This window comes from Agromyces sp. NPDC058110 (assembly GCF_042884735.1).
Taxonomy (GTDB): Bacteria; Actinomycetota; Actinomycetes; order Actinomycetales; family Microbacteriaceae; genus Agromyces.
Window position 1 is genome coordinate 102165 of sequence record NZ_JBHVTI010000001.1, and the last position, 22631, is coordinate 124795.

The 22631-nt window shown below is 70.6% G+C and carries 21 protein-coding genes; 17 read left to right on the forward strand and 4 right to left on the reverse strand.

Features of this window, described 5'->3' with window-relative positions; genetic code table 11:
• The first annotated feature begins 15 nt into the window (after positions 1-15).
• The 8 genes from ACFVS8_RS00520 (at position 16) to ACFVS8_RS00555 (ending at position 9309) form a co-directional block, all read left to right on the forward strand.
• Complete coding sequence (locus ACFVS8_RS00520; RefSeq protein WP_255368717.1) at positions 16-312, forward strand: YggT family protein; 297 nt, start codon at positions 16-18, stop codon at positions 310-312.
• A gap of 115 nt (positions 313-427) precedes the next feature.
• Entirely contained in the window at positions 428-1114 is a 687-nt protein-coding gene (locus tag ACFVS8_RS00525; protein ID WP_387056646.1) for a DivIVA domain-containing protein, read from the forward strand.
• Positions 1104-1733: a signal peptidase II gene (lspA, locus tag ACFVS8_RS00530; RefSeq protein ID WP_387056647.1), complete on the forward strand. Its 630-nt coding sequence runs from the start codon at positions 1104-1106 to the stop codon at positions 1731-1733. The genes ACFVS8_RS00525 and lspA overlap by 11 nt, the downstream gene beginning before the upstream one ends.
• Before the next feature lie 5 nt (positions 1734-1738).
• The gene (locus ACFVS8_RS00535) at positions 1739-2659 is read left to right on the forward strand and encodes an RluA family pseudouridine synthase (protein ID WP_387056648.1); all 921 of its coding nucleotides are present in this window, start codon (positions 1739-1741) and stop codon (positions 2657-2659) included.
• A 140-nt stretch (positions 2660-2799) separates the two neighbouring features.
• Positions 2800-6273, forward strand: a complete 3474-nt coding sequence (gene dnaE / locus ACFVS8_RS00540) for a DNA polymerase III subunit alpha (protein WP_387058118.1) — start codon at positions 2800-2802, stop codon at positions 6271-6273.
• Positions 6274-6320: 47 nt separating this feature from the next.
• The gene (gene hisD / locus ACFVS8_RS00545) at positions 6321-7634 is read left to right on the forward strand and encodes a histidinol dehydrogenase (protein ID WP_387056649.1); all 1314 of its coding nucleotides are present in this window, start codon (positions 6321-6323) and stop codon (positions 7632-7634) included.
• Positions 7635-7729: 95 nt separating this feature from the next.
• Positions 7730-8203, forward strand: coding sequence for a transcriptional regulator NrdR (nrdR, locus tag ACFVS8_RS00550; RefSeq protein WP_387056650.1), 474 nt, complete (start codon positions 7730-7732; stop codon positions 8201-8203).
• A gap of 44 nt (positions 8204-8247) precedes the next feature.
• On the forward strand, positions 8248-9309 hold the full coding sequence (locus tag ACFVS8_RS00555) for a quinone-dependent dihydroorotate dehydrogenase (RefSeq protein WP_387056651.1): 1062 nt from the start codon (positions 8248-8250) through the stop codon (positions 9307-9309).
• Positions 9310-9373: 64 nt separating this feature from the next.
• On the opposite strand, the gene ACFVS8_RS00560 is transcribed toward ACFVS8_RS00555, so the two are convergent.
• A complete protein-coding gene (locus ACFVS8_RS00560; RefSeq protein WP_387056652.1) occupies positions 9374-10432 on the reverse strand; it encodes an App1 family protein in 1059 nt (352 codons plus the stop codon).
• 109 nt (positions 10433-10541) lie between these two features.
• On the opposite strand from ACFVS8_RS00560, the gene ACFVS8_RS00565 reads away from it, so the two are divergent.
• From ACFVS8_RS00565 to ACFVS8_RS00585, 5 genes are all read left to right on the forward strand, one after another.
• Complete coding sequence (locus ACFVS8_RS00565) at positions 10542-11201, forward strand: TetR/AcrR family transcriptional regulator (RefSeq protein WP_387056653.1); 660 nt, start codon at positions 10542-10544, stop codon at positions 11199-11201.
• A gap of 227 nt (positions 11202-11428) precedes the next feature.
• Positions 11429-12241 carry an ABC transporter ATP-binding protein gene (locus tag ACFVS8_RS00570; RefSeq protein WP_387056654.1) on the forward strand — a complete coding sequence of 271 codons (813 nt, stop codon included), beginning with the start codon at positions 11429-11431 and terminating at the stop codon, positions 12239-12241.
• Positions 12238-12963, forward strand: coding sequence for an ABC transporter permease (locus ACFVS8_RS00575; RefSeq protein ID WP_387056655.1), 726 nt, complete (start codon positions 12238-12240; stop codon positions 12961-12963). Before ACFVS8_RS00570 ends, ACFVS8_RS00575 begins: the two co-directional genes overlap by 4 nt.
• The gene (locus ACFVS8_RS00580) at positions 12960-13676 is read left to right on the forward strand and encodes an ABC transporter permease (protein WP_387056656.1); all 717 of its coding nucleotides are present in this window, start codon (positions 12960-12962) and stop codon (positions 13674-13676) included. The genes ACFVS8_RS00575 and ACFVS8_RS00580 overlap by 4 nt, the downstream gene beginning before the upstream one ends.
• Positions 13677-13697: 21 nt before the next feature.
• Entirely contained in the window at positions 13698-14621 is a 924-nt protein-coding gene (locus ACFVS8_RS00585; protein ID WP_387056657.1) for an ABC transporter substrate-binding protein, read from the forward strand.
• Positions 14622-14639: 18 nt separating this feature from the next.
• Here ACFVS8_RS00585 and ACFVS8_RS00590 read toward each other — a convergent pair whose 3' ends face one another.
• From ACFVS8_RS00590 to ACFVS8_RS00600, 3 genes are read right to left on the reverse strand one after another with little or no spacing between them, the layout of a single operon-like run.
• Positions 14640-15386 (reverse strand): DedA family protein, encoded by a 747-nt coding sequence (locus ACFVS8_RS00590; protein WP_387056658.1) that lies wholly within the window; start codon positions 15384-15386, stop codon positions 14640-14642.
• 39 nt (positions 15387-15425) lie between these two features.
• A complete protein-coding gene (locus ACFVS8_RS00595) occupies positions 15426-16259 on the reverse strand; it encodes a M56 family metallopeptidase (RefSeq protein ID WP_387056659.1) in 834 nt (277 codons plus the stop codon).
• Positions 16260-16261: 2 nt separating this feature from the next.
• Positions 16262-16636 (reverse strand): BlaI/MecI/CopY family transcriptional regulator, encoded by a 375-nt coding sequence (locus ACFVS8_RS00600; RefSeq protein WP_387056660.1) that lies wholly within the window; start codon positions 16634-16636, stop codon positions 16262-16264.
• Positions 16637-16722: 86 nt separating this feature from the next.
• Between ACFVS8_RS00600 and ACFVS8_RS00605 the strand changes: the two genes are divergently transcribed.
• The 4 genes from ACFVS8_RS00605 to ACFVS8_RS00620 are packed head-to-tail and all read left to right on the forward strand — an operon-like array spanning position 16723 to position 22627.
• Complete coding sequence (locus ACFVS8_RS00605) at positions 16723-18135, forward strand: cytochrome ubiquinol oxidase subunit I (RefSeq protein ID WP_387056661.1); 1413 nt, start codon at positions 16723-16725, stop codon at positions 18133-18135.
• Positions 18136-18148: 13 nt separating this feature from the next.
• Positions 18149-19156: a cytochrome d ubiquinol oxidase subunit II gene (gene cydB, locus ACFVS8_RS00610; protein ID WP_387056662.1), complete on the forward strand. Its 1008-nt coding sequence runs from the start codon at positions 18149-18151 to the stop codon at positions 19154-19156.
• A gap of 26 nt (positions 19157-19182) precedes the next feature.
• On the forward strand, positions 19183-20889 hold the full coding sequence (cydD, locus tag ACFVS8_RS00615; protein WP_387056663.1) for a thiol reductant ABC exporter subunit CydD: 1707 nt from the start codon (positions 19183-19185) through the stop codon (positions 20887-20889).
• Positions 20882-22627, forward strand: a complete 1746-nt coding sequence (locus ACFVS8_RS00620; RefSeq protein ID WP_387056664.1) for an amino acid ABC transporter ATP-binding/permease protein — start codon at positions 20882-20884, stop codon at positions 22625-22627. The genes cydD and ACFVS8_RS00620 overlap by 8 nt, the downstream gene beginning before the upstream one ends.
• Positions 22628-22631 lie beyond the last annotated feature (4 nt).

Sequence of the window (22631 nt, forward strand, 5' to 3'; positions counted from 1 at the left end):
TCGTCGGTAGGCGCGTTGTCCGTCGTCTGGAACATCCTCTACTCCCTGCTCGTCCTCTACTTCTTCGTGATGTGGGCGCGCTTCGTGCTCGACCTGATCCGCACCTTCAATCGGTCCTGGCGCCCCCAGGGCGGCTGGTTGGTCGTGGTCGAGCTCGTGTACACCGTGACCGACCCGCTCGTGCGGCTGTTCCGGCGGTTGATCCCGCCGATCCGCATCGGGCAGGTCGCACTGGACCTCGGGTGGTCGCTCGCGATGCTCGTCGTCATCGTCGCGATGACCGTGGTCTCCTGGCTCGCGGCCGTCGCCTGACGATCTCCTGCGAACCCGGTGCAACGCCTGTGGGCGGCACTGGGGGAACGGGGTGGACTTTGCTACCGTTTAGCAGAACGCAACGAACAGTTCGAAGATGTGAGGGTGAGAAGCCATGGCGCTAACTCCGGAAGATGTGGTCAACAAGCGCTTCCAGGCGACGAAATTCCGCGAGGGGTACGACCAGGATGAGGTCGACGACTTCCTCGACGAGGTCGTCGTCGAGCTTCGTCGACTGAATCAGGAGAACGAGGAGCTGCGTCAGCGCGTCTCGACCGCGGAGGCACGCGCCGCAGAGGCCGCCAAGGCCGCGGCGTCCGCGCCGGCCGCCGCCGCACCCTCGTACACGGAGCCGGCGCCGCAGCCCGCGACCGTCGCCGTGCAGGTGCCCGCGCCCGTCGTGCAGTCCGAGATCGACGAGCAGACGAGCACCACGAACCTGCTGCAGCTCGCGCGCCGTCTCCACGAGGAGCACGTGCGCGAGGGCATCGAGAAGCGCGACGCGCTCATCGCCGAGGGCCACGCGACCGCCGCACGTGTCGTCGCCGAGGCCGAGGCCAAGCAGCGCGCGCAGATCGGCGTGCTCGACCAGGAGCGCCAGGCGCTCGAGAAGCGCGTCGACGGCCTCCGCCTCTTCGAGCGCGAGTACCGCCAGAAGCTGAAGAGCTACATCGAGGGTCAGCTCCGCGACCTCGACACGGCGGCTCCGGTGCAGGTCTCCGACAACCAGGGCTTCCAGGCTCCGTCGGGCATCTCGGCCGAGCAGGCTCCCACGCCCACCTTCCAGGGCTTTGGAGTCTGAGCGGGGCACGAAGGCCGGAACCTCGACCGCACTCGTCGTTCTCGCCATCGGTGCCCTCTCGGTCTACGGGCTCGATCAGCTGACGAAGTTCCTCGTCGTCTCCAACCTCACCGAGGGGGAGACGGTGCCGGTGCTCGGCAACCTGCTCCAATGGCACTTCGTGCGCAACCCCGGCGCGGCCTTCTCGCTCGCGAGCGGCATGACGTGGATCTTCACGATCCTCGCCGCTGGGGTGATCACGTTCATCATCTGGTTCGCCCGTCGCATCCGATCGAAGGCGTGGGGGCTCGTGTTCGGGCTCCTGCTCGGCGGAGTGCTGGGCAACCTGACCGATCGCCTGCTGCGCGAGCCGAGCTTCGGGCTCGGGCACGTCGTCGACTTCATCTCGACGCCGTGGCTCATCCCCGCGATCTACAACGTCGCCGACATGGCGATCGTGTCGAGCATGGTGCTGTTCATGATCCTCACGATCCGCGGCGTTGGCCTCGACGGCACGCGCGAGGTCAAGGGCGGCGCGAAGGCCGAGTCGGCCGCACGCGCCGACGGCGCTCCTGACGACGGGGCGACCGACGGCGGGTCGCCCGCCGGCGGCGTCGCACCCGTCGTCCGCGAGGCCTGAGCGTCATGGAATCCCGTTCCGTGCCCGTTCCCGACGGGCTCGAGGGCATCCGCGTCGACCAGGGCATCGCGAAGCTGCTCGGCTTCTCGCGCACGCAGGCGGCCGAGATCGCCGCGGCCGGCGGCGTGGTGCTCGACGGCCGCACGCTCGACAAGTCCGATCGCCTCCGCGCGGGCGGCTGGCTCGAGGTGAGCTGGCAGCCGCCGCGCACCGTCGAGGTCGTCGCGATCCCCGTGCCCGACCTCGGCATCGTGCACGACGACGACGACCTCGTGGTCGTCGACAAGCCCGCCGGCGTCGCGGCGCATCCCTCGCTCGGCTGGGAGGGCCCGACCGTGGTCGGCGCACTCGCCGCCGCGGGGTTCCGCATCTCGACATCGGGCGCGCCCGAGCGCCAGGGCATCGTGCATCGGCTCGACGCCGGCACGAGCGGCCTCATGGTCGTCGCGAAGTCCGAGCGGGCGTACACCGAGCTCAAGCGCCAGTTCCACGATCGCGAAGTCGAGAAGGTCTACCACACGGTCGTGCAGGGGCACCCCGACCCGCTCGCGGGCACGATCGACGCCCCCGTCGGCCGGCATCCGCGCTCCGAGTGGAAGTTCGCGGTGACCGCCGACGGCAAGCACGCGGTGACCCACTACGAGACGCTCGAGGCGTTCCCCTTCGCGTCGTTGCTCGAGGTGCACCTCGAGACCGGGCGCACGCACCAGATCCGCGTGCACATGGCGGCGCAGCGGCACCCCTGCGTCGGCGACGCCATGTACGGCGCCGACCCGACGATCTCGGCCAGACTCGGCCTCACCCGGCAGTGGCTGCACGCCCACCGGCTCTCGCTCACCCACCCCGGCTCGGGCGAATGGGTGACGTTCGAATCCGAGTACCCCGCCGACCTCGCCGCCGCACTCGAGACGCTCCGCGGCGAGTGACCTGGCCGCCTCGACGCGGCCGTGCCGACGGTGGGTCGGCCTAGACTCGAAGCACCCCTGAACCACCCCCGCAGCATCCGAAGAGGAGCCCAGTGGCCACCGATTCCTTCGTCCACCTGCACGTGCACAGCGAGTACTCGATGCTCGACGGTGCGGCCCGGGTCGGTGAGCTCGTCACCGCAGCCGCGGAGCAGGGCATGCCGGCCGTCGCGGTCACCGACCACGGCAACGTGTTCGGCGCGTACGACTTCTGGAAGCAGGCGACCGACGCAGGCGTGAAGCCGATCATCGGCACCGAGGCCTACATCACCCCCGGCACGCACCGCGGCGACAAGACCCGCATCCGGTGGGGCAACGGCGGGGGAGACGACGTCTCGGGTTCGGGCGCCTACACGCACATGACCCTGCTCTCGCAGAGCACCGAGGGCATGCACAACCTGTTCCGGCTCTCGAGCCGCGCCTCGATCGAGGGCTACTACTTCAAGCCGCGCATGGACCGCGAGCTGCTCTCGACGTACTCGTCGGGCCTCATCGCGACGACCGGCTGCCCGTCGGGCGAGGTGCAGACCAGGCTCAGGCTCGGACAGTACGACGAGGCGTTGAAGGCCGCATCCGACTACCGAGACATCTTCGGCAAGGAGAACTACTTCGCCGAGATCATGGACCACGGCCTCGGCATCGAGCGCCGCATCATGGGCGACCTGATCAGGCTCGCGAAGGAGCTCGACCTGCCGCTGGTCGCGACGAACGACCTGCACTACACGCACGCGCACGACGCGAAGAGCCACGCCGCGCTGCTCTGCGTGCAGTCGGGCTCGACGCTCGACGACCCGAACCGGTTCAAGTTCGACGCCGACGAGTTCTACCTGAAGACCCCGGCCGAGATGCGCCAGGTGTTCCGCGACCACCCCGAGGCCTGCGACAACACGCTGCTGATCGCCGAGCGGTGCGACGTGCAGTTCAACACGAGCGCCAACTACATGCCCCGGTTCCCGGTGCCCGACGGCGAAGACGAGCAGAGCTGGTTCGTGAAGGAGGTCGAGAAGGGCCTCCACTTCCGCTACCCGAACGGCATCCCCGACGCGGTGCGCAAGCAGGCCGACTACGAGGTCGGCGTCATCTCGCAGATGGGGTTCCCCGGCTACTTCCTCGTCGTCGCGGACTTCATCAACTGGTCGAAGAACAACGGCATCCGGGTCGGTCCGGGCCGTGGCTCCGGCGCGGGTTCGATGGCCGCCTACGCCATGCGCATCACCGACCTCGACCCGCTCCAGCACGGCCTCATCTTCGAGCGGTTCCTGAACCCCGACCGCGTCTCGATGCCAGACTTCGACGTCGACTTCGACGAGCGTCGCCGCGGCGAGGTCATCCGCTACGTCACCGACAAGTACGGCGACGAGCGCGTCGCGCAGATCGTCACCTACGGCACCATCAAGGCCAAGCAGGCGCTGAAGGACTCCGGGCGCGTGCTCGGGTTCCCGTTCTCGATGGGGGAGAAGCTCACCAAGGCCATGCCGCCGGCGGTCATGGGCAAGGACATCCCGTTGACGGGCATCTTCGACACGAAGCATCCGCGCTACAAGGAGGCCGGCGACATCCGCGCGATCGTCGAGACCGACCCCGAGGCGAAGACGGTCTTCGAGACGGCGCTCGGCCTCGAGAACCTGAAGCGGCAATGGGGCGTGCACGCGGCGGGCGTGATCATGTCGAGCGATCCGCTGATCGACATCATCCCGATCATGAAGCGCGAGCAGGACGGCCAGATCGTCACGCAGTTCGACTACCCCGCGTGCGAGTCGCTCGGCCTCATCAAGATGGACTTCCTGGGGCTGCGCAACCTCACGATCATCGACGACGCCCTCGACAACATCGAGGCGAACCGCGGATTCCGTCCGGTGCTCGAAGACCTCGACCTCGACGACGCCGGCGCGTACGAACTGCTCGGGCGAGGCGACACCCTCGGCGTGTTCCAGCTCGACGGCGGGCCAATGCGAGCGCTGCTGCGGCTCATGAAGCCCGACAACTTCGAGGACATCTCGGCCGTCATCGCCCTGTACCGTCCCGGCCCGATGGGCGCCAACTCGCACACGAACTACGCCCTGCGCAAGAACGCGCTGCAGGAGATCACGCCGATCCACCCCGAGTTCGCGGAGTCGCTGAAGGACATCCTCGACACCAGCTACGGCCTGATCATCTACCAGGAGCAGGTCATGGCGATCGCCCAGCGCGTCGCCGGATTCTCGCTCGGCCAGGCCGACATCCTGCGCCGCGCCATGGGCAAGAAGAAGAAGTCCGAGCTCGACAAGCAGTACGAGGGCTTCTCGGGAGGCATGAAGGCCAACGGCTACTCCGAGGAGGCGATCGGCAAGCTCTGGGAGATCCTGCTCCCGTTCTCGGACTACGCGTTCAACAAAGCGCACTCGGCCGCGTACGGCGTGCTGAGCTACTGGACCGCCTACCTCAAGGCGCACTACCCGGCCGAGTACATGGCGGCGCTCCTCACGAGCGTCGGCGACGCCCGCGACAAGCTCGCGCTCTACCTGAACGAGTGCCGTCGCATGGGCATCAAGGTGCTGCCGCCCGACGTGAACGAATCGATCGGCTACTTCGCCGCCGTCGGCGAGGACATCCGATTCGGCCTCGGCGCCGTGCGCAACGTCGGCTTCAACGTCGTCGACGCCATCCGCGGCGCGCGCGAGGCCAAGGGGCGGTTCGAGTCGTTCCAGGACTTCCTGAAGAAGTCCCCGCTCCAGGTCGCCAACAAGCGGACGGTCGAGTCGCTGGTCAAGGCGGGCGCGTTCGACTCGCTCGGCCACACGCGTCGGGCGCTCGTCGAGGTCCACGAAGGCGCCGTCGAGTCGGTCGTGAAGGAGAAGCGCGCCGAAGAGGTCGGCGACTTCGGCTTCGACTTCGACAGCCTCTTCGAGGACCACGAGCGCGACGCCGCACCGTCGCTCGTGCCGGATCGCCCCGAGTGGCCGAAGAAGCAGAAGCTCGCCTTCGAGCGGGAGATGCTCGGGCTCTACGTCTCCGAGCATCCGCTCGACGGACTCGAGGCGCCGCTCGCGAAGCACGCCTCCACGACGATCCTCGACCTCACGAGCTCGGACTCGACGCAGGACGGCGACACGGTCACGGTCGCCGGACTCGTGACGAGCGTGCAGCATCGCATCGCGAAGGCCTCGGGCAACCAGTACGGCATGATCACCGTCGAGGACTTCTCGGGCGAGATCACCGTGATGTTCATGGGCAAGGCGTACCAGGAGTTCGCGCCGGGCCTGCAGTCCGACTCCATCGCGGTCGTGCGCGGTCGGGTCAGCATGCGCGACGACGGCATGAACCTGCACGCGTACAGCGTGATCACCCCCGAGCTCGGTCAAGACGAGGACACCGGCATCGTGAGGATCACGATCCCCGACCACCGTGCGACGCACGAGACCACCGAGGCGCTGCGCGAGGTGCTCGTGCGCCATCAGGGCGACACCGAGGTGCGGATCACCCTCACGAAGGGTCGCACCGGCCGCGTCTTCGAGGTCGGCCAGTACCCCGTCAAGGTGACCGCCGACTTCTACGGCGAGCTGAAGAGCCTGCTCGGCCCCGGCTGCCTCCTGTGACGCCCGGGTCGGGCGCCACCCGGCCCGATCGGTACGCTGGATGCATCATGCTGCGCACCATCGACCTCCGCGGATCCCGTCCGACCACTGCCGAGCTGCTCGCGCTCGTCCCGCGCGCCGAGACCGACGTCTCCGCAGCGCTGGCACCGGCTGCGCGCATCATCGACGAGGTCCGCGAGCACGGAGAGCGGGCACTGCTCGAGCAGGCCGAGCGTTTCGACGGCGTGCGCCCCGAGGCGATCCGCGTGCCGGCCGACGAGCTGCGTGCGGCGCTCGAGGCGCTCGACCCCGAGGTGCGCTCCGCGGTCGAGTCCACGATCGAACGGGTGCGCGCCGCGAGCGCCGCCCAGGTGCCGGCCCCGGTCAAGACCGTGCTCGCGCAGGGTGCCGTCGTCGAGCAGCGGTGGCAGCCGGTCGAGCGGGTCGGCCTCTACGTGCCGGGCGGCAAGGCGGTGTACCCGTCGAGCGTGGTCATGAACGTGGTTCCCGCGCAGGTCGCCGGCGTCCGCTCGATCGCGCTGGCCTCGCCCGCGCAGGCCGATCACGGCGGGCGCATCCACCCGACCATCGCCGCGGTCGCCGCGCTGCTCGGCGTCGACGAGGTCTACGCCATGGGCGGGGCCGGAGCGATCGGCGCCTTCGCCTACGGGGTGCCCGATCTCGGCCTGCTGCCCGTGCAGCGCGTGACCGGGCCCGGCAACGTGTTCGTCGCCGCAGCGAAGCGCCTCGTCGCCGGGGTCACCGGCATCGACGCCGAGGCGGGCCCCACCGACATCCTCGTGATCGCCGACGCGAGCGCCGACGCCGACTTCGTCGCGGCCGACCTGGTGAGCCAGGCCGAGCACGACGAGCTCGCGGCATCCGTGCTCGTGACCGATTCGCCCGCCTTCGCCGAGGCCGTGCTGGCCAGGCTCGAAGCGCGCGTCGTCGCCACGAAGCACTCGGCTCGCGTGCGCACGGCGGTCGAGGGCCCGCAGTCGGCGCTCGTGCTGGTCGACGATCTCGAGCGGGCCGCGGATTTCGCGAACGCGTTCGGCGCCGAGCACCTCGAGATCCAGGTCGCCGACGTCGACGCGACCCTCGCGCGCATCGAGAACGCGGGCGCGATCTTCGTCGGCCCCTACTCGCCCGTGAGCCTCGGCGACTACGCGGCGGGTTCGAACCACGTGCTGCCCACGGGCGGCACCGCCCGGCACGTGTCCGGTCTGTCGGCGGCGACCTTCCTGCGACCGCAGCAGGTCGTGCGCTACGACGCGGCCGCGCTCCGCGAGGTGGCCCCCGTGATCGCGACGTTGTCGGCCGAGGAGGACCTGCCCGCGCACGGCGAGGCGGTCACGGCCCGGTTCGACCGGGAGGCGTGACGGGCCGACCGCACGACCTGCTCCGACGGGCACGACCCCGCCCGCGTAACCGGCTCGGGTTCCGGTCGCGCGCGCCCCGCTAGGCTGGAACCACCATGTACTGTCCGTTCTGCCGCCACCCGGATTCCCGAGTCATCGATTCCCGCACGAGCGACGACGGTCTCTCGATCCGTCGTCGTCGGCAGTGTCCCGAGTGCGGGGGCCGGTTCTCCACCACCGAGACCGCGAGCCTCTCGGTCATCAAGCGCAGCGGCGTCACCGAGCCGTTCAGTCGCGAGAAGGTCGTGCTCGGCGTGAAGAAGGCGTGCCAGGGCCGCCCGGTGACCGACTCCGACCTCGCGCTGCTCGCGCAGACGGTCGAGGAGACGATCCGCTCGACGGGCACCTCCCAGATCGACGCGAACGACATCGGCCTGGCGATCCTGCCGCCGCTGCGCGACCTCGACGAGGTGGCCTACCTGCGGTTCGCGAGCGTGTATCAGGCGTTCGAGTCGCTCGACGACTTCGAGGCCGCGATCGGCCAGCTGCGCGAGGCGCACGGGCGCCTGCCGGCGCGACCGGTCGAGTAGCGCGCGTTCGACGGGCTCCGAACTCCGATAGCCTGTCAGGCGGTATGTACCGACTCCTCTTCTCGCTCTTCCTGTCCCGCATGGACCCCGAAGACGCGCACCACCTCGCGTTCCGCGTCATCCGCGCACTGCCCGCGCTCGGCTTCGGAAGGGTGGTCGAGCAGTTCACGAAGCCCGATCCCGCGCTCGCGGTCGAGGTGCTCGGTCGCACCTTCCCGTCGCCGTTCGGCGTCGCGGCGGGCTTCGACAAAGACGGCTTCGCGGTGCGCGGGCTCGGCAACCTGGGCTTCGGCCATGTCGAGGTCGGCACCATCACGGCGATCGCGCAGCCCGGCAACGAGCGTCCGCGCCTGTTCCGCCTCGTCGGCGACCGCGCGCTCGTGAACCGCATGGGCTTCAACAACGGCGGTGCGGATGCCGCGGTCGGCCGCCTCTCGCGGCTGGCTCGTCGTCGGCACCGGCCCGTGCTCGGCGTGAACATCGGCAAGAGCCGGGTCACGGCCGTCGAGGACGCCGTGGGCGACTACGAGCGGAGCACGCGCGTGCTCGCCCCGTACGCCGACTACCTGGTCGTGAACGTGAGCTCGCCGAACACGCCGGGCCTTCGCGGGCTGCAGGAGCTCGACGCGCTCGCGCCGCTGCTCGAGGCCGTTCGTGCCGCAGCGGGGACGACTCCGCTGCTCGTGAAGATCGCGCCCGACCTCGTCGACGACGAGGTCGTGCGCATCTGCGAGCTCGCCTCGCGCCTCGGCCTCGACGGCATCATCGCCACGAACACCACGATCTCGCGCGAGGGGCTCCGCGCGTCGGACGCCGAGGTCGAGCGCATCGGCGCGGGCGGGCTCTCCGGAGCACCGCTGGCGGCGCGCTCGCTCGAGGTGCTCCGCCTCGTCAGGGCGAACGTGCCCGACGCGATGTGCGTGATCTCGGTCGGCGGCGTCGAGACGGCCGACGACGTGCAGGCCCGCCTCGACGCGGGAGCGGACCTCGTGCAGGGCTACTCCGCGTTCATCTACCGCGGTCCGTTCTGGGGCCGCCAGATCAATCGCGGACTCGCCCGCATCCGTCGCGAACGCGGCGCCGCGGCATCCGTCGTCGCAGCCTAGGAGCCGTCGCAGCCTCGGGTCGTGGCAGCTCGGAAGCGCGCCGCGGGTCGGCCGCCGGCGACGGCTAGAGGATGCCGGCCTCGGCGAGCTGGTCGGCCATGGTCGACCCGTCGCTCGCCGAGACCCACGGCACGCTGACCTCGACCTGCGAGGCCTTGCCGCGACCGCCCGCGAGCACGGCCTCGCCCTTGGAGAGCTGCCGGATCGCGATCGCGGCGACGTTGTCGGGATGCTCGGCCGCGAAGTCCGCGTAGATGACCTCGTCGTGCTGGCCGTCGTCGCCGATGAGCAGCCACTTGACGCCAGGGAACTCGCTCGCGAGACGACGCAGGTTCTCCTCCTTGTGCGCGCGGCCGCTGCGGAACCAGCGGTCGTGCGTCGGGCCCCAGTCGGTGAGCAGCAAGGGGCCGGCGGGATAGAGGTTGCGGGAGAGGAACCGGTTGAGCGTCGGCGCGACGTTCCAGGCGCCGGTCGAGAGGTAGAGCACCGGCACGCCGGGATGGGCGCGCACCAGGCGCTCGTAGAGCACCGACATGCCCTGCGTGGGCATGCGGGCGTGCTCGTCGAGCACGAACGTGTTCCAGAACGCCACGAACGGGCGGGGGAGCGCCGTGACCATGACCGTGTCGTCGACGTCGGAGATGATGCCGAACGAGACCTCGGGATCGAGGATCTGGATCGGTGCTCCGACGCGCTCGGAGCCGGGGGTGCTGAGCGTCGCCTCGTGCCAGCCGGGCGCCAACGACACCGGGATCCGCGTGTCGACGACGCCGCCGCGATCGGTGCGCACCTCGATGCGCTGGCCGCCGACCTCGATCGTCACGGGCACGTCGCCGACCGGCGCGCTCGTGAAGCTGCGCCAGCCGCGGATGCCCTGCTCGCGCCGCTTGCGACGACGCGGCGACGTCTCGTCGGCCGAGATCGGCTTACTGAGGAGCACGCGGCACAGCACGCGCACCCATTCGGTCGACCCGTAGCCCGTGTACGGAACCACCGTGGGCACCTGCCCACGGCGGCGCGCCCAGCGCACGTGCAGGTCGTGGATCCAGTCTTCGACGCGCGCGGCGCGGTGCCGGACCTGCAGCTCAGGGGATCCGGCCGGATCTGGGGGATTCGCCGGCATCCCCTCAGTCTGTCATGCCCAATGGAACGTACGTGAAACGCACAGGTTGCGTGGTCATCGGGCGGGTTCGACGGCCGGTAGAGTTGAGCCCGCAAACTGAGGAGGTTCCGTGCCGAATGTCGACCTGATCCTCGGGGCCGATTCGAGCAGGAAACGCTCAGTCCGCACCGAGCCCACGCAGCGACGCAGCTCGCAGCGACTCGACGCGCTGCTCGACGCCGCGGCCGAGATCGTCGACGAGTCCGGCTTCGAGCGCCTGACGACCCAGATGGTCGCCGAGCGCGCCGGCGCCTCGATCGGCACGGTGTACCGCTACTTCCCCGACCGCGTCGCGGTGGTCGACGCCCTGCGCGAGCGGGCGATCCGTCGCTTCCGCGAGCGGGTCGCCGACGAGCTCGCGCGGCAGTCGCCCGCGACCTGGTGGGACATCATCGACCTCTCGCTCGACGCGTGCATCTCGCTCTACCGCGACGAGCCCGGCTTCACAGTCGTGCACGCCGGTCGACGCGACCGCGGCGACGACCACGAGCCCGAGTTCGCCGCGCGCATGGCCGAGCTGATCGCCGACGAGTTCGAGATCGACCTCGAGGCCGACGAGCTGCGGTTCCGCATCGGCATCGCGCTCGAGGTCGCCGACTCGCTCATCAACCGGGCGTTCGAGCGCTCGGTCGACGGCGAGCAGCGGTACCTCGACGAGGCCCGCTCGCTCGTGCAGTCCTACCTCCGCCAGCACCTCGGGGCTCCGCGAGCGGCGACCAACGCCGCCTGACGCTCGGTCGGCGACGGCGATCCCTCGGCGAGCCGTCGGTGAGCCGGGGCGTCGTGCGGCCCACCGACGCGTCGCGGTACCCGGAGCCCTCCGCCCGACGCGCCGGCCGTGACATCCGTGACGCCGTCTTTCGACGCGCGCGCCCGCCGCGTTGCCTGACACCGCATTCGGTGCTTGGCTGGTGACTTGCAGTTCGAACGATCGTTCGAACAGGGTGTGAGGCGGCCATGATCGAGTTCCGCGGTGTCACGAAGCAGTACCCCGACGGCACGCTCGCGATCGAGCACGTCGACATCGTGATCCAGCCCCGTACGACGACCGTGCTCGTCGGGTCGTCGGGTTCGGGCAAGACGACGCTCCTGCGCATGATCAACCGCATGGTCGATCCCACCGCGGGCCAGGTGCTCATCGACGGCACGGATGTCGCCACGCTCGACCCCGTCCGGCTGCGGCGGGGCATCGGCTACGTGATGCAGAACTCCGGCCTGCTGCCGCACCGCACCGTCGTCGAGAACGTGGCGACCGTGCCCGTGCTGACGGGCGTGTCGAGGCGAACGGCCCGCGCCCGCGCGCTCGAGCTGCTCGATACCGTCGGTCTCGATCGGTCGCTCGCCGACAAGTACCCTTCCCAGCTCTCGGGCGGGCAGCAGCAGCGCGTCGGCGTCGCGCGCGGGCTGGCGGTCGACCCGAACATCCTGCTCATGGACGAGCCGTTCGGCGCCGTCGACCCCATCGTGCGCGCGGAGCTGCAGCAGGAGCTGCTGCGCCTGCAGGCCGAGCTCGGCAAGACCGTCGTCTTCGTGACCCACGACATCGACGAGGCGTTCCTGCTCGGCGACCAGGTCGTGATCATGCAGCAGGGCGGGCGCATCTCGCAGGCGGCGTCGCCGGCCGAGATCCTCGCCTCGCCCGCGGACGCGTTCGTCAGCGACTTCGTCGGCGCCGACCGGGGCAAGCGCGCCCTGCACGTGACCGAGGTCGACGGCCGGCGGGTCGTCGTCGACGGCGACGGGCGACCGGCGGGAGTGCTCGCCTCGTGACCTGGTTCTGGTCGAACCTCGATCACGTCGGCGAGCTGATGCTCGTGCACCTGGCATTGTCGGTGCCCGCCATCATGCTGAGTTTCGTGATCTCGATCCCGCTCGGGTGGGTCGCGCACCGGTACGCCTGGTCGCGCGGCGTGCTGCTGTCGGTCGCGGCCGTGCTCTACGCGATCCCGTCGTTGGCGCTCTTCGTGTCGCTGCCGGCGATCACCGGGTTCGGCGTGCGGTCGCCGCTCAACCTCGTGATCGCGCTGACGATCTACGGCGTCGCCGTCATGATGCGCACCGCCGCCGACGCCTTCGACTCGGTGTCGCGCGACGTGCGCCAGTCGGCGACTGCGCTCGGCTACTCGCCCGCCGGCCGATTCTGGGGCGTCGAGTTGCCGCTCGCCGGGCCCGTGCTGCTCTCGGGCCTCCGCGTCGTCATCGTGAGCACGGTGAGCCTCGCCACGGTCGGCGCGGTCATCGGCGTGCCGAGCCTCGGCAGCCTCTTCACCGACGGGTTCCAGCGCGGCATCCAGGCCGAGATCGTCACCGGCATCGTCGCGACCATCGTGCTGGCGGTCGTACTCGACCTCGCGGCGGTGCTGCTCGGACGGCTGCTGCTGCCGTGGACCACAGCCCCCAAGGTGCGGCGACGAGGGCGGATGCCGCGTGCCGGCGCCTCGATCGACCAGGCCGCACCCGGTCGGGCGCCCGGGGCGGGTGGCGTCGCATGAACGTCTTCGCCGAGGGCTTCGCGTGGATCTTCGACCCCGCCCACTGGGTCGGCCCCGGAAGCATCCCGCAGCGCCTCGCCGAGCACCTCGCGGTCTCGGGCGTCGTGCTCGTCATCGCCGCGCTCATCGCCCTGCCCGTCGGTGCCGTGATCGGACACACCGGTCGGGGTCGGGAGGTCGCGGTGCTCGTGTCCGGCGGGCTGCGGGCGTTGCCGACGCTCGGCGTGCTGACCCTGTTCGGGCTGTGGATCGGCATCGGGCTGACGGCGCCGATCCTGGCGCTCGTGATCCTCGCGATCCCGCCGCTGCTCGCCGGGGCCTACGCCGGGTTCGAGTCGGTCGACCGACGCACCGTCGACGCAGCGCGTGCGATGGGCATGCGCGAGATCCAGATCGTCGGCGGCGTCGAACTGCCGCTCGGTCTGCCGATCCTCGTGGGAGGCATCCGCTCGGCCTCCGTGCAGGTCATCGCCACGGCGACCCTCGCCGCCTACATCGCCGACGAGGGTCTGGGCCGTTACATCTTCGAAGGCTTGAAGACAAGGGATTACGCCGAGATGCTCGGCGGTTCCATTCTGGTGATCGCCCTCGCGCTCGTGGTCGACGGCACGTTCGCCGTGATCCAACGCCTGGCCGTGCCGAAGGGCGTGCGGGCGACGCGATCCAGAGAGCTCCGTTCGAGGCCGGCCCGGCCCCGAGCGGTCACGGGGTGACCCGAACCGAAGGGAAATGCAATGTTCACAGCAGGAAAAGGCCGGCTCGCCGCACTCGCGGCGGTCGCGGTCGGGGCGACAGTGGCCCTGGCAGGGTGTGCTTCCGGTGATCCGCTCGACAGCGGATCGGGCGGTTCGAGCGACTCGCCCACGATCGTGATCGGTTCGCAGGACTACTACTCGAACGCGATCATCGCCGAGATCTACGCCCAGGCGCTCGAGGCGAACGACATCACGGTCGACCGCCAGTTCCGCATCGGCCAGCGCGAGGTCTACATCCCCGAGATCGAGAGCGGGTCGATCGACCTGTTCCCCGAGTACACGGGCAACCTCCTCCAGTACTACGTGCCCGACACCGAGGCGAAGACGAGCGACGACGTGTACGCCGCCCTGACCGATGCCCTCCCCGACGGCATTCGCGTGCTCGACCAGTCGCCCGCGACCGACCAGGACTCGTACAACGTCACCAAGGCGTTCTCCGACGCGAACGGCGTCACGAGCCTCGAGGACCTCGCCGGCGTGACCACGCCGATCACGCTCGGCGGCAACTCCGAGCTCGCCACGCGACCCTACGGGCCCGAGGGTCTCAAGTCTGTCTACGGCGTCGACGTGGCGTTCACGCCGATCGAGGACAGCGGCGGACCGCTGACGCTCAAGGCGCTCGTCGACGACCAGGTGCAGATGGTCAACATCTACAGCGCCGACCCGAATATCGGGGCGAACGACCTCGTGACGCTCGCCGATCCCAAGGGCCTGTTCCTGGCGTCGAACGTCGTGCCGGTCGTCAGCGACAAGGTGACCGATGAGATCGCCGAGATCATCAACACCGTGAGCGCGGCGCTCACGCCCGAGGACCTCGTGGCGCTGAACGGGCTCAGCGTGAACGAGCAGCAGTCCGAGGAGCAGATCGCTTCGGACTGGCTCGCCGAGAAGGCGCTCTTCTGAGCGACGACGAGGGAGGCGCTACGCGCTGACCGTCGGATTCGAGGGGCCGGATGCCGTGGCATCCGGTCCTTCGTCGTCGCTCGGGGTGCCGGAGGCCGCGCCGGCGTCGGAATCGGCGGCGTCGGCGGCATCCGTCATGTGGTGGGCCTCGGAGCGGAACAGCCAGCGCTTGACCGCCCACACGACGACGAGGAACACCACGATGACGGCCACGAAGAGGTAGCCGGCCCAGTGCAGGTCGCGGCTGAGCTCGCGGTAGCCGCCGGCGGCCGCGGAGCCGACCGTGACGTAGGCGAACGCCCAGATCACGCAGGCCGGCACGGTCCACGCCATGAACTTGCGGTAGCGCATGTCGCTCATGCCGACGGTGAGCGGGATGAGCGAGTGCAGCACGGGCAGGAACCTGGAGACGAAGACGGCGGGGCCGCCGCGACGCGCGAGGTAGACCTGCGCGCGATGCCAGTTCTGCTCGCCGATGCGGCGGCCGAGCCGCGACCGCTGGATGTGCGGGCCGAACCACCGGCCGAGCGCGAACCCGATGCTCTCGCCGACGAGTGCGCCGATGATGACCGTGACGGTGAGTGCGAGGTACTCGCCGACGCCTTCGACGGCGGTCGACGCGACGAGCACGATGGTGTCGCCGGGAACCACGAGCCCGATGAGCACCGAGGTCTCCAACATGATGCCCAGGCCGGCGAGCAGCGTGCGTGCGATCGGGTCGACGCTCTGCACCGTGCTCAGGATCCAGTCGAGGATCTCGTTCATCGTTCGAGCGTAACCGCGGCCGCTGAACGGTGCATCAGACTACGGGGTGATTCCGAGGCGGGCCAGGCGCGCGTCGAGCATGGCGCGATCGGGGGAGACGCCGCCCGAGTCGGCGTAGGCGCCCGGTTCGCCGGAGGTGCCGACGAGGACCATCGCCGAGTAGAGCGTCGGGTCGCCGACCGCGCGCCTGGCGGCGTCGTCGGCGAGCATCTCGGTGAGCAGCGCGACCGCCCGCTCGGCGCGGTTGGCGATCGGGAACCAGGGCAGTGCGCTGTGCCACGCGCGGAACGACAGCAGGACGAGGTGGTGGAACTGGTCGAGGTGCGCCCGTTCGTGCGCGATGACCGCCGCGAGCTCGTCGGGCCGGAGGGCGTCGACGAGTCCGTCGGTGATCACGGTCGCCGTGCGGATGCCCGGCACGCAGTAGGCGAGCGGCTCGGGGTGCGCGAGCACGCGGGTGCGCGGGACGCCGGGCATGGGGTCGCCGAGCAGGGCGATGAGCTGGTGCTGGCGGCGACGTTCGCGTTCGGCCCGCACCATCGTCTGGCCGAGGTTGAGCAGCAGGTGCACCGCGAGGCCGATCGCGAGCGTGATCGCGGCGAGGTGCACCACCGCGTACTCGGGCGGGATCGATCCGTGCAGCAACGACGGCACCAGGTGCCCGATGGCGGCGTCGAGCGAGCCGGCGGGCGACGCGCCGAAGGCGAGCAGCGAGCCGATCATCGAGCCGGCGCCCGCGAGCGCGATGGCCTGCCAGAGCACGAGCGCGAGCGCGGGCGAGGCGGCGGGCCACGCGGCGCGCGAGAGGGCCATCGGCACCGGCCAGGCCAGGGCGACGGCGAGTGCGCCGAGGGCGATCGCGAGGGCGATCATGGTCAGTGGTTCGCGAGTTCGTCGAGCAGGCGGCGGAGCGTCGCCGCCTCGCCCGCCGAGACCGTGCCGACGAATCGGGCGAGGGCGGCGTCGCGGTCGCTCGAGCGGTCGAGCACCTCGTGCATGAGTTCTGCGGTGTGCTCCTCGCGCGAGAGCAGGGCGCGATAGCGGTGCGGGCGCTGCTCGCGCGTGCGCGACACGAAGCCCTTGCGCTCGAGGCGCGAGAGCACGGTGAGCACCGTCGTCGTCGCGACCGCACGGCCGGAGGCGTCGTCGCGGAGCGCCAACGCGTCGCGCAGTTCGTTCGCGGACAGGTCGGCGTCGGTGTTCCAGAGCACCTCCATCACGGAGCGCTCCAACTCGCCAAGACTCGCCATGCATCAAGGCTACCGCCGACTGCCTGAATGTTCTACGCTCTGTAGAAGAACGTTTCGCGACGCTGTCACGCGTGAAAGGGGCATCCGTGAACGACTTGCTCGATCCGCTGCTGTTGGCCAGATGGCAGTTCGGCCTCACCACCGTCTACCACTTCCTGTTCGTGCCGATCACGATCGGCCTCGCGACGAGCACCGCCGTGTTCCAGACCGCGTGGTTCCGCACGGGCAAGACCGAGTACCTGCGCATCACGCGGTTCTTCGGCAACATCTTCCTGATCAACTTCGCCATGGGCGTCGTGACCGGCATCGTGCAGGAGTTCCAGTTCGGCATGAACTGGTCGGAGTACTCGCGATTCGTCGGCGACGTGTTCGGCGCCCCGCTCGCGATGGAGGGCCTGCTCGCGTTCTTCTTCGAGGCGACCATGATCGGCCTCTGGATCTTCGGCTGGGACAAGCTGCCCCGCGGCGTGCACCTCGCGACGATCTGGGCGACGGCCGTCGGCACGATCCTCTCGGCGTACTTCATCATCGCGGCCAACGCGTTCATGCAGAACCCGGTCGGCTACGAGATGAACGCCGAGAGCGGGCGTGCCGAGCTCGTCGACATCGGGGCGCTGCTCACCAACCGGGTCGCACTGGCCGCATTCCCGCACACGATCGCGGCCAGCTTCATGGTCGCAGCCGGCCTCATCATCAGCGCCGCCGCCTGGCACCTCGCCCGCAACCAGCACCTCGACACCATGCGGCCGGCGCTCAAGTTCGGCATGTGGCTCATGGTCGGCTCGGGCGTGCTCACCACGCTCTTCGGCGACCAGCTGAGCCTCGCGATGGTCGCGACGCAGCCCATGAAGATGGCCGCCGCCGAGGCCACGTTCGACACGGTCTGCGGCGCCGACGCGTCGTTCTCGATCTTCACGCTCGGCACGCCCGACGGGTCGAGCGAACTGTTCTCGATCCGCATCCCGTACCTGCTCTCGTTCCTGTCGACGCACACGTTCGACGGCTGCGTCGAGGGCATCAACGACCTGCAGCAGCAGTACACCCAGCAGTTCGGCCCCGGCGACTACGCGCCCATCCTCTGGGTCACGTACTGGGCCTTCCGCTGGATGATCGGCCTCGGCCTCGCGCACGTGCTCGTCGCCGTCGTCGGCCTCTGGCTCACGCGCAAGGGCCGCATGCCGAAGCAGGCCTGGGTCTGGAAGGTCGCGATCTGGAGCTTCCCGCTCTCGCTCGCCGCCATGAGCGTCGGGTGGGTCTTCACCGAGATGGGCCGACAGCCCTGGATCGTGTTCAGCCTGATGAAGACCGAGTCGGGCGTCTCGCCCTACGTGACCGGGCTCGACGTGCTGATCTCGCTCGTGGCGTTCACGCTCATCTACGGCATCCTCGCGGTGGTCGAGGTGCGCCTGATCATCCAGGCGATCCGCAAGGGGCCGCCCGAGGTCGGGGCGCCCGATCCCGAGACCGGCAAGGTCGAACCCGCCACGACAGTGTACTGAGGAAGGCCCCGAAATGGATCTCGCAACTCTCTGGTTCTGGATCGTCGCGTTCCTGTTCGTCGGGTACTTCGTGCTCGACGGGTTCGACTTCGGCGTGGGCATGTCGCTGCCGTTCCTCGGCAAGGACGACACCGACCGTCGCGTGCTCATCAACACCATCGGCCCGGTGTGGGACCTCAACGAGACCTGGGTCATCGTCGCGGGCGCGGCGCTGTTCGCGGCGTTCCCCGAGTGGTACGCGACCCTCTTCTCGGGCTTCTACCTCGCACTGCTGCTGATCCTGCTCGCGCTCATCGCGCGCGGCGTCTCGTTCGAGTACCGGCACAAGCGGCCCGACTCGAAGTGGAAGGCGTGGTTCGACGGCATGATCGTCGTCGGCTCGGCCGTGCCCGCGCTGCTCTGGGGCGTGGCGTTCGCGAACATCGTCGCGGGGGTGCCCCTCGACGCCGACCACAACTTCACGGGAAACCTGTTCACGCTGCTGAACCCGTACGCGCTGCTCGGCGGCCTCACGACCCTGCTGCTCTTCTTCACGCACGGCGTCGTGTTCGCGTCGCTCAAGACCGAGGGCGACCTGCGCGAGCGTGCGCAGAAGCTCGCCGTGCGCTCGGGGCTCGTGACGATCGTGGTCGCGGCGGCGTTCCTGCTGTGGACGGGCCTCGCGTTCGGCACGCTCTGGTTCTGGATCTTCGCCGCGGTGGCCGCGCTCGCGCTCATCGGCGGGTGGCTGGCGAACCTCCGCGGCAGCGAGGGCATCGCGTTCACGCTGCTCGCGATCACCATCGCCACCGCCGTGCTCGCGCTGTTCTCCGCGCTGTTCCCCGACGTGATGCCCGCCTCGAACGACCCGGCGAACAGCCTCACGATCGAGAACGCCTCGAGCACCGAGTACACGCTCACGGTCATGACCTGGGTCGCGGTCTTCACCCTGCCGATCGTGCTGCTCTACCAGGGCTGGACGTACTGGGTGTTCCGCAAGCGCGTGTCGCGGGCCTCGATCGAGGCCGCCCCCGCGCACTGAACGTGAAACCTCTCGATCCTCGACTCGTGCGGCGTTCGCGCGCCGCACGCAGGTTCCTCGCCGTCGGTGCGCTGCTGGCACTCGTGCAGGCGGCCGCGACGATCGCGCTGGCCTACGCGCTCGCCTCGCTCGTGTCCGGCCTCATCGCGGGCGAGCGGATGTCGCAGGCCTGGCCGCTGCTCGTGGTGCTCGTCGTCGCGGCATCCGTCCGAGCCCTCGCCTTCTGGGCGTGGGAGCTCGTCGGATCGGCGGGTGCGATGCGCGTGAAGCAGGAGCTGCGGCGCGACGTGCTCGAGGCGACGGAGTCGAGCCCGGCCGGGGTGCCCGGCTTCCCGAGCTCGCGCATCGCGACGCTGCTCGGGCCCGGGCTCGACGCGCTCGACGCCTACTTCGGCTCGTACCTGCCGCAGCTCGTGCTGACGGTCGTCGCGACGCCGATCCTCATCGCGGTCGCGTGGCTCGCCGACCCCCTGTCGGGCCTCGTCTTCGTGATCGTGCTGCCGCTCATCCCGCTCTTCATGGCGCTCATCGGCATGGCCACCGCCGGTGTGCAGCGCAGGCAGTACGACACGCTCGCCTCGCTCTCGCACGGCTTCCTCGAAGTCGTGGGCGGCCTGTCGACGCTCATCGTCTTCGGCCGGGCGCGGCGCCAGGTCGAGCGCATCCGCGCGGTGACCGACGAGTTCCGCAGGCGCACGATGGCGGTGCTGCGCGTGACGTTCCTGTCGGGCTTCGTGCTCGAGTTCGCGGCGAGCCTGTCGGTCGCGATCGTCGCGGTGTCGATCGGCTTCCGGCTCGTCTGGGGCGAGATCGACCTGCTGCCCGGGTTGTTCGTGCTGATCCTCGCGCCCGACATCTTCCTGCCTGTGCGCAACGTGGGCGCCGCGTTCCACGCGTCGTCGGCCGGGGTCGCCGCGTCCGACGACGCGTTCGAGCTGCTCAGGGCCGCGGGCGCGCCGGGCGGGGCGGCATCGTCGGGCCGCAAGGATCCGAGCGGTGCCCGCACGGCCGCGGTTCCGGATGCCGCCCCGCACGCGGGCGTGGGCGGGGCCGCGGATGCCCCGCACGTCGGACTCCGGCTCGCCGGCGCGCGGGTGCTGCGCGACGGTCGGGTCGTCATCGACGGGCTCGATCTCGCGGCCGCCCCCGGCGAGGTGGTCGCCGTGACCGGTCCGAGCGGCATCGGCAAGTCGAGCCTGTTCGCCGGCCTGCTCGGCTACGCGCCGATCGAGGGCGACGTGCTCGTCGACGGCGTGCCGCCGGGGCCGACGGCCCGCGCCTCGATCGCCTGGTCGCCGCAGGGCGCCACGCTCTTCGCCGGCACGGTCGGCTCCAACGTGCGGCTGGGCGCCGACGGCGCCGACGGCGCCGACGGCGCCGACGACGCCGACATCGACGACGCCGACCGGGCGCTGCTCGCGCGGGCGATGCGGCTCGCCGCGGTCGACCTCGACCCGTCGACCCCCGTCGGCCCGGGCGGCACCGGGCTCTCAGGTGGACAGGCGCAGCGCGTCGCGATCGCGCGCGCGCTGCATCGCTCGCTCGCGACCGGGGCCCGCGTCGTGCTGCTCGACGAGCCGACTTCCGCGCAGGACCCCGCGCGCGAGACCGCGATCGCCGCCGGACTCCGGGAGCTCGCGGCCGAGGGACGCGTCGTGGTCGTGGCGACCCATCGCGGTGCGCTCGCGGCCGCAGCCGACCGCACGCTCGAGCTGGCGGGTGCGCATGTCTGAGCGCGGCACCGCCACCCTTCGCGCCGCCATCCCCTCGGCGGCGAGGCTCGCCCCGTCGGTGCTCACCGGCATGGTCTCGGGCCTGTCGGCGATCGCGCTGCTCGCGTGCTCGGCATGGCTCATCGCACGGGCCGCCGAGCAGCCGCCCGTGCTCTACCTCTCGGTCGCGGTCGTCGGCGTGCGGGCCTTCGCCCTCGGCCGTGCCGTGTTCCGGTACCTCGAACGGCTCACCGGGCACGACGCGTCGTTCCGCCAGCTCGCCGTGATCCGCACCGGCGTCTTCGAGCGGATGCTGCCGATCGCCCCTGACGGGCTTGCAGGCGCACGGCGCGGCGACCTGCTCGCGCGGTTCGTCGACGACGTCGACGAACTCCAGAACGTACCGCTCCGCGTCGTGCAGCCGCTCGTCAGCGCGGCGATCGTGCTCGTCGCGGCGATCGTGGGCGTGGCGCTGCTCGCCCCCGCATCGGCGTTCGCGATCCTCGTGTGCCTCGTCGTCGGCATCGCGCTCACCCTGCTGGCGCAGCGTGCCGCCGCGATCCGGGCGGAGCGCGAGCTCGCCCCGCTCCGCGGCGACCTGCAGGCGGCGATGCTCGAGCACGTCCAGTCCGTCGATGTGCTCGTCGCGTTCGACGCGGCCGACGCGAGTCGTGACCGCATCGATCGGCTCGGCGAGCGGCTGGCCAGGGCGACGAGGGCGCGGGTCATGGCGTCGGGCGCGGCATCCGCCTCGATGACGGCGATCGGCGGCTTCGCCGTGGCCGCGAGCCTCGCCGCCGCCGCCCCGTTGCTCGAGGCCGGTCGACTCGGCGGGCCCGAGTTCGCGGTGCTCGCGCTCGTGCCGCTCGCGATCGCCGAGGTCGCCGCGGCGATCCCGCTCGCGGCGACCGCGTGGCGCCAGGCCCGCGCGAGTGCGGCGCGCGTCGAGTCGGCCGTGCCGCAGGGGGTGCCCGCCGGCATCCCGACGGCGCCGGCCGAACCCGCGACCGCACCGAGCGGCCCCGTGCCGCCGGGCATCAGCCTCCGCGGCGTCCGCGCGAGCTGGCCCGAGCTCGTGGACCGGCCCGACGCCCCGACGGGCGGCGACGGCGCGTCGAACCGGCCCGACGCGGCATCCGGAACCGCGCTCGAGCACGTCGACCTCGACCTCGCTCCGGGGGAGTGCGTACTGCTCCGCGGCCTGTCGGGGGCGGGCAAGACGACGCTCGCGCACGTGCTCGTGCGCTTCCTCGACTACGGGGGCTCGTACCGGATCGGCGACGTCGAGGCGTCGCATCTCGACCCCGACGAGCTGCGTCGGGTCGTCGGGCTCGTCGAGCAACGGCCGTGGCTCTTCGACGAGTCGGTGCGCCAGAACCTGCTCTTCGCACGCGACGACGCGACCGATGCCGACCTGCTCGACGCACTCGATCGGGTCGGCCTGCGCGAGTGGGTGGCCGACCGCGGCGGCCTCGACGCGCAGGTCGGCGAGCGGGGATCGCTCGTGTCGGGCGGGCAGGCGCAGCGCATCGCGCTCGCGCGGGCGACGCTCGCGGGGTTCCCGGTGCTCGTGCTCGACGAGCCGACCGCGAACGTCGACGCCGCGCAGGCCGACGCGCTCATGCACGATCTCGTCTCCGCGGCGCGCGAGTCGGGCCGCACCGTGCTCGTCATCTCGCACGCGCCGGTCGACGAACGCCTCGTCGACCGCGCGTTCACCATCACGGGAGGGCGCCTCGACGGCCGCTCGACGACGTAGGCTG

Bases quoted from the DNA above. Each gene is read 5' to 3' on its own strand.
- ACFVS8_RS00525 (WP_387056646.1), top strand. From the start codon at position 428: ATGGCGCTAACTCCGGAAGATGTGGTCAACAAGCGCTTCCAGGCGACG.
- ACFVS8_RS00535 (WP_387056648.1), top strand. From the start codon at position 1,739: ATGGAATCCCGTTCCGTGCCCGTTCCCGACGGGCTCGAGGGCATCCGC.
- dnaE (WP_387058118.1), top strand. From the start codon at position 2,800: ATGCTCGACGGTGCGGCCCGGGTCGGTGAGCTCGTCACCGCAGCCGCG.
- hisD (WP_387056649.1), top strand. From the start codon at position 6,321: ATGCTGCGCACCATCGACCTCCGCGGATCCCGTCCGACCACTGCCGAG.
- nrdR (WP_387056650.1), top strand. From the start codon at position 7,730: ATGTACTGTCCGTTCTGCCGCCACCCGGATTCCCGAGTCATCGATTCC.
- ACFVS8_RS00555 (WP_387056651.1), top strand. From the start codon at position 8,248: ATGTACCGACTCCTCTTCTCGCTCTTCCTGTCCCGCATGGACCCCGAA.
- ACFVS8_RS00560 (WP_387056652.1), bottom strand. From the start codon at position 10,432: ATGCCGGCGAATCCCCCAGATCCGGCCGGATCCCCTGAGCTGCAGGTC.
- ACFVS8_RS00570 (WP_387056654.1), top strand. From the start codon at position 11,429: ATGATCGAGTTCCGCGGTGTCACGAAGCAGTACCCCGACGGCACGCTC.
- ACFVS8_RS00580 (WP_387056656.1), top strand. From the start codon at position 12,960: ATGAACGTCTTCGCCGAGGGCTTCGCGTGGATCTTCGACCCCGCCCAC.
- ACFVS8_RS00585 (WP_387056657.1), top strand. From the start codon at position 13,698: ATGTTCACAGCAGGAAAAGGCCGGCTCGCCGCACTCGCGGCGGTCGCG.
- ACFVS8_RS00590 (WP_387056658.1), bottom strand. From the start codon at position 15,386: ATGAACGAGATCCTCGACTGGATCCTGAGCACGGTGCAGAGCGTCGAC.
- ACFVS8_RS00595 (WP_387056659.1), bottom strand. From the start codon at position 16,259: ATGATCGCCCTCGCGATCGCCCTCGGCGCACTCGCCGTCGCCCTGGCC.
- ACFVS8_RS00600 (WP_387056660.1), bottom strand. From the start codon at position 16,636: ATGGCGAGTCTTGGCGAGTTGGAGCGCTCCGTGATGGAGGTGCTCTGG.
- cydB (WP_387056662.1), top strand. From the start codon at position 18,149: ATGGATCTCGCAACTCTCTGGTTCTGGATCGTCGCGTTCCTGTTCGTC.
- ACFVS8_RS00620 (WP_387056664.1), top strand. From the start codon at position 20,882: ATGTCTGAGCGCGGCACCGCCACCCTTCGCGCCGCCATCCCCTCGGCG.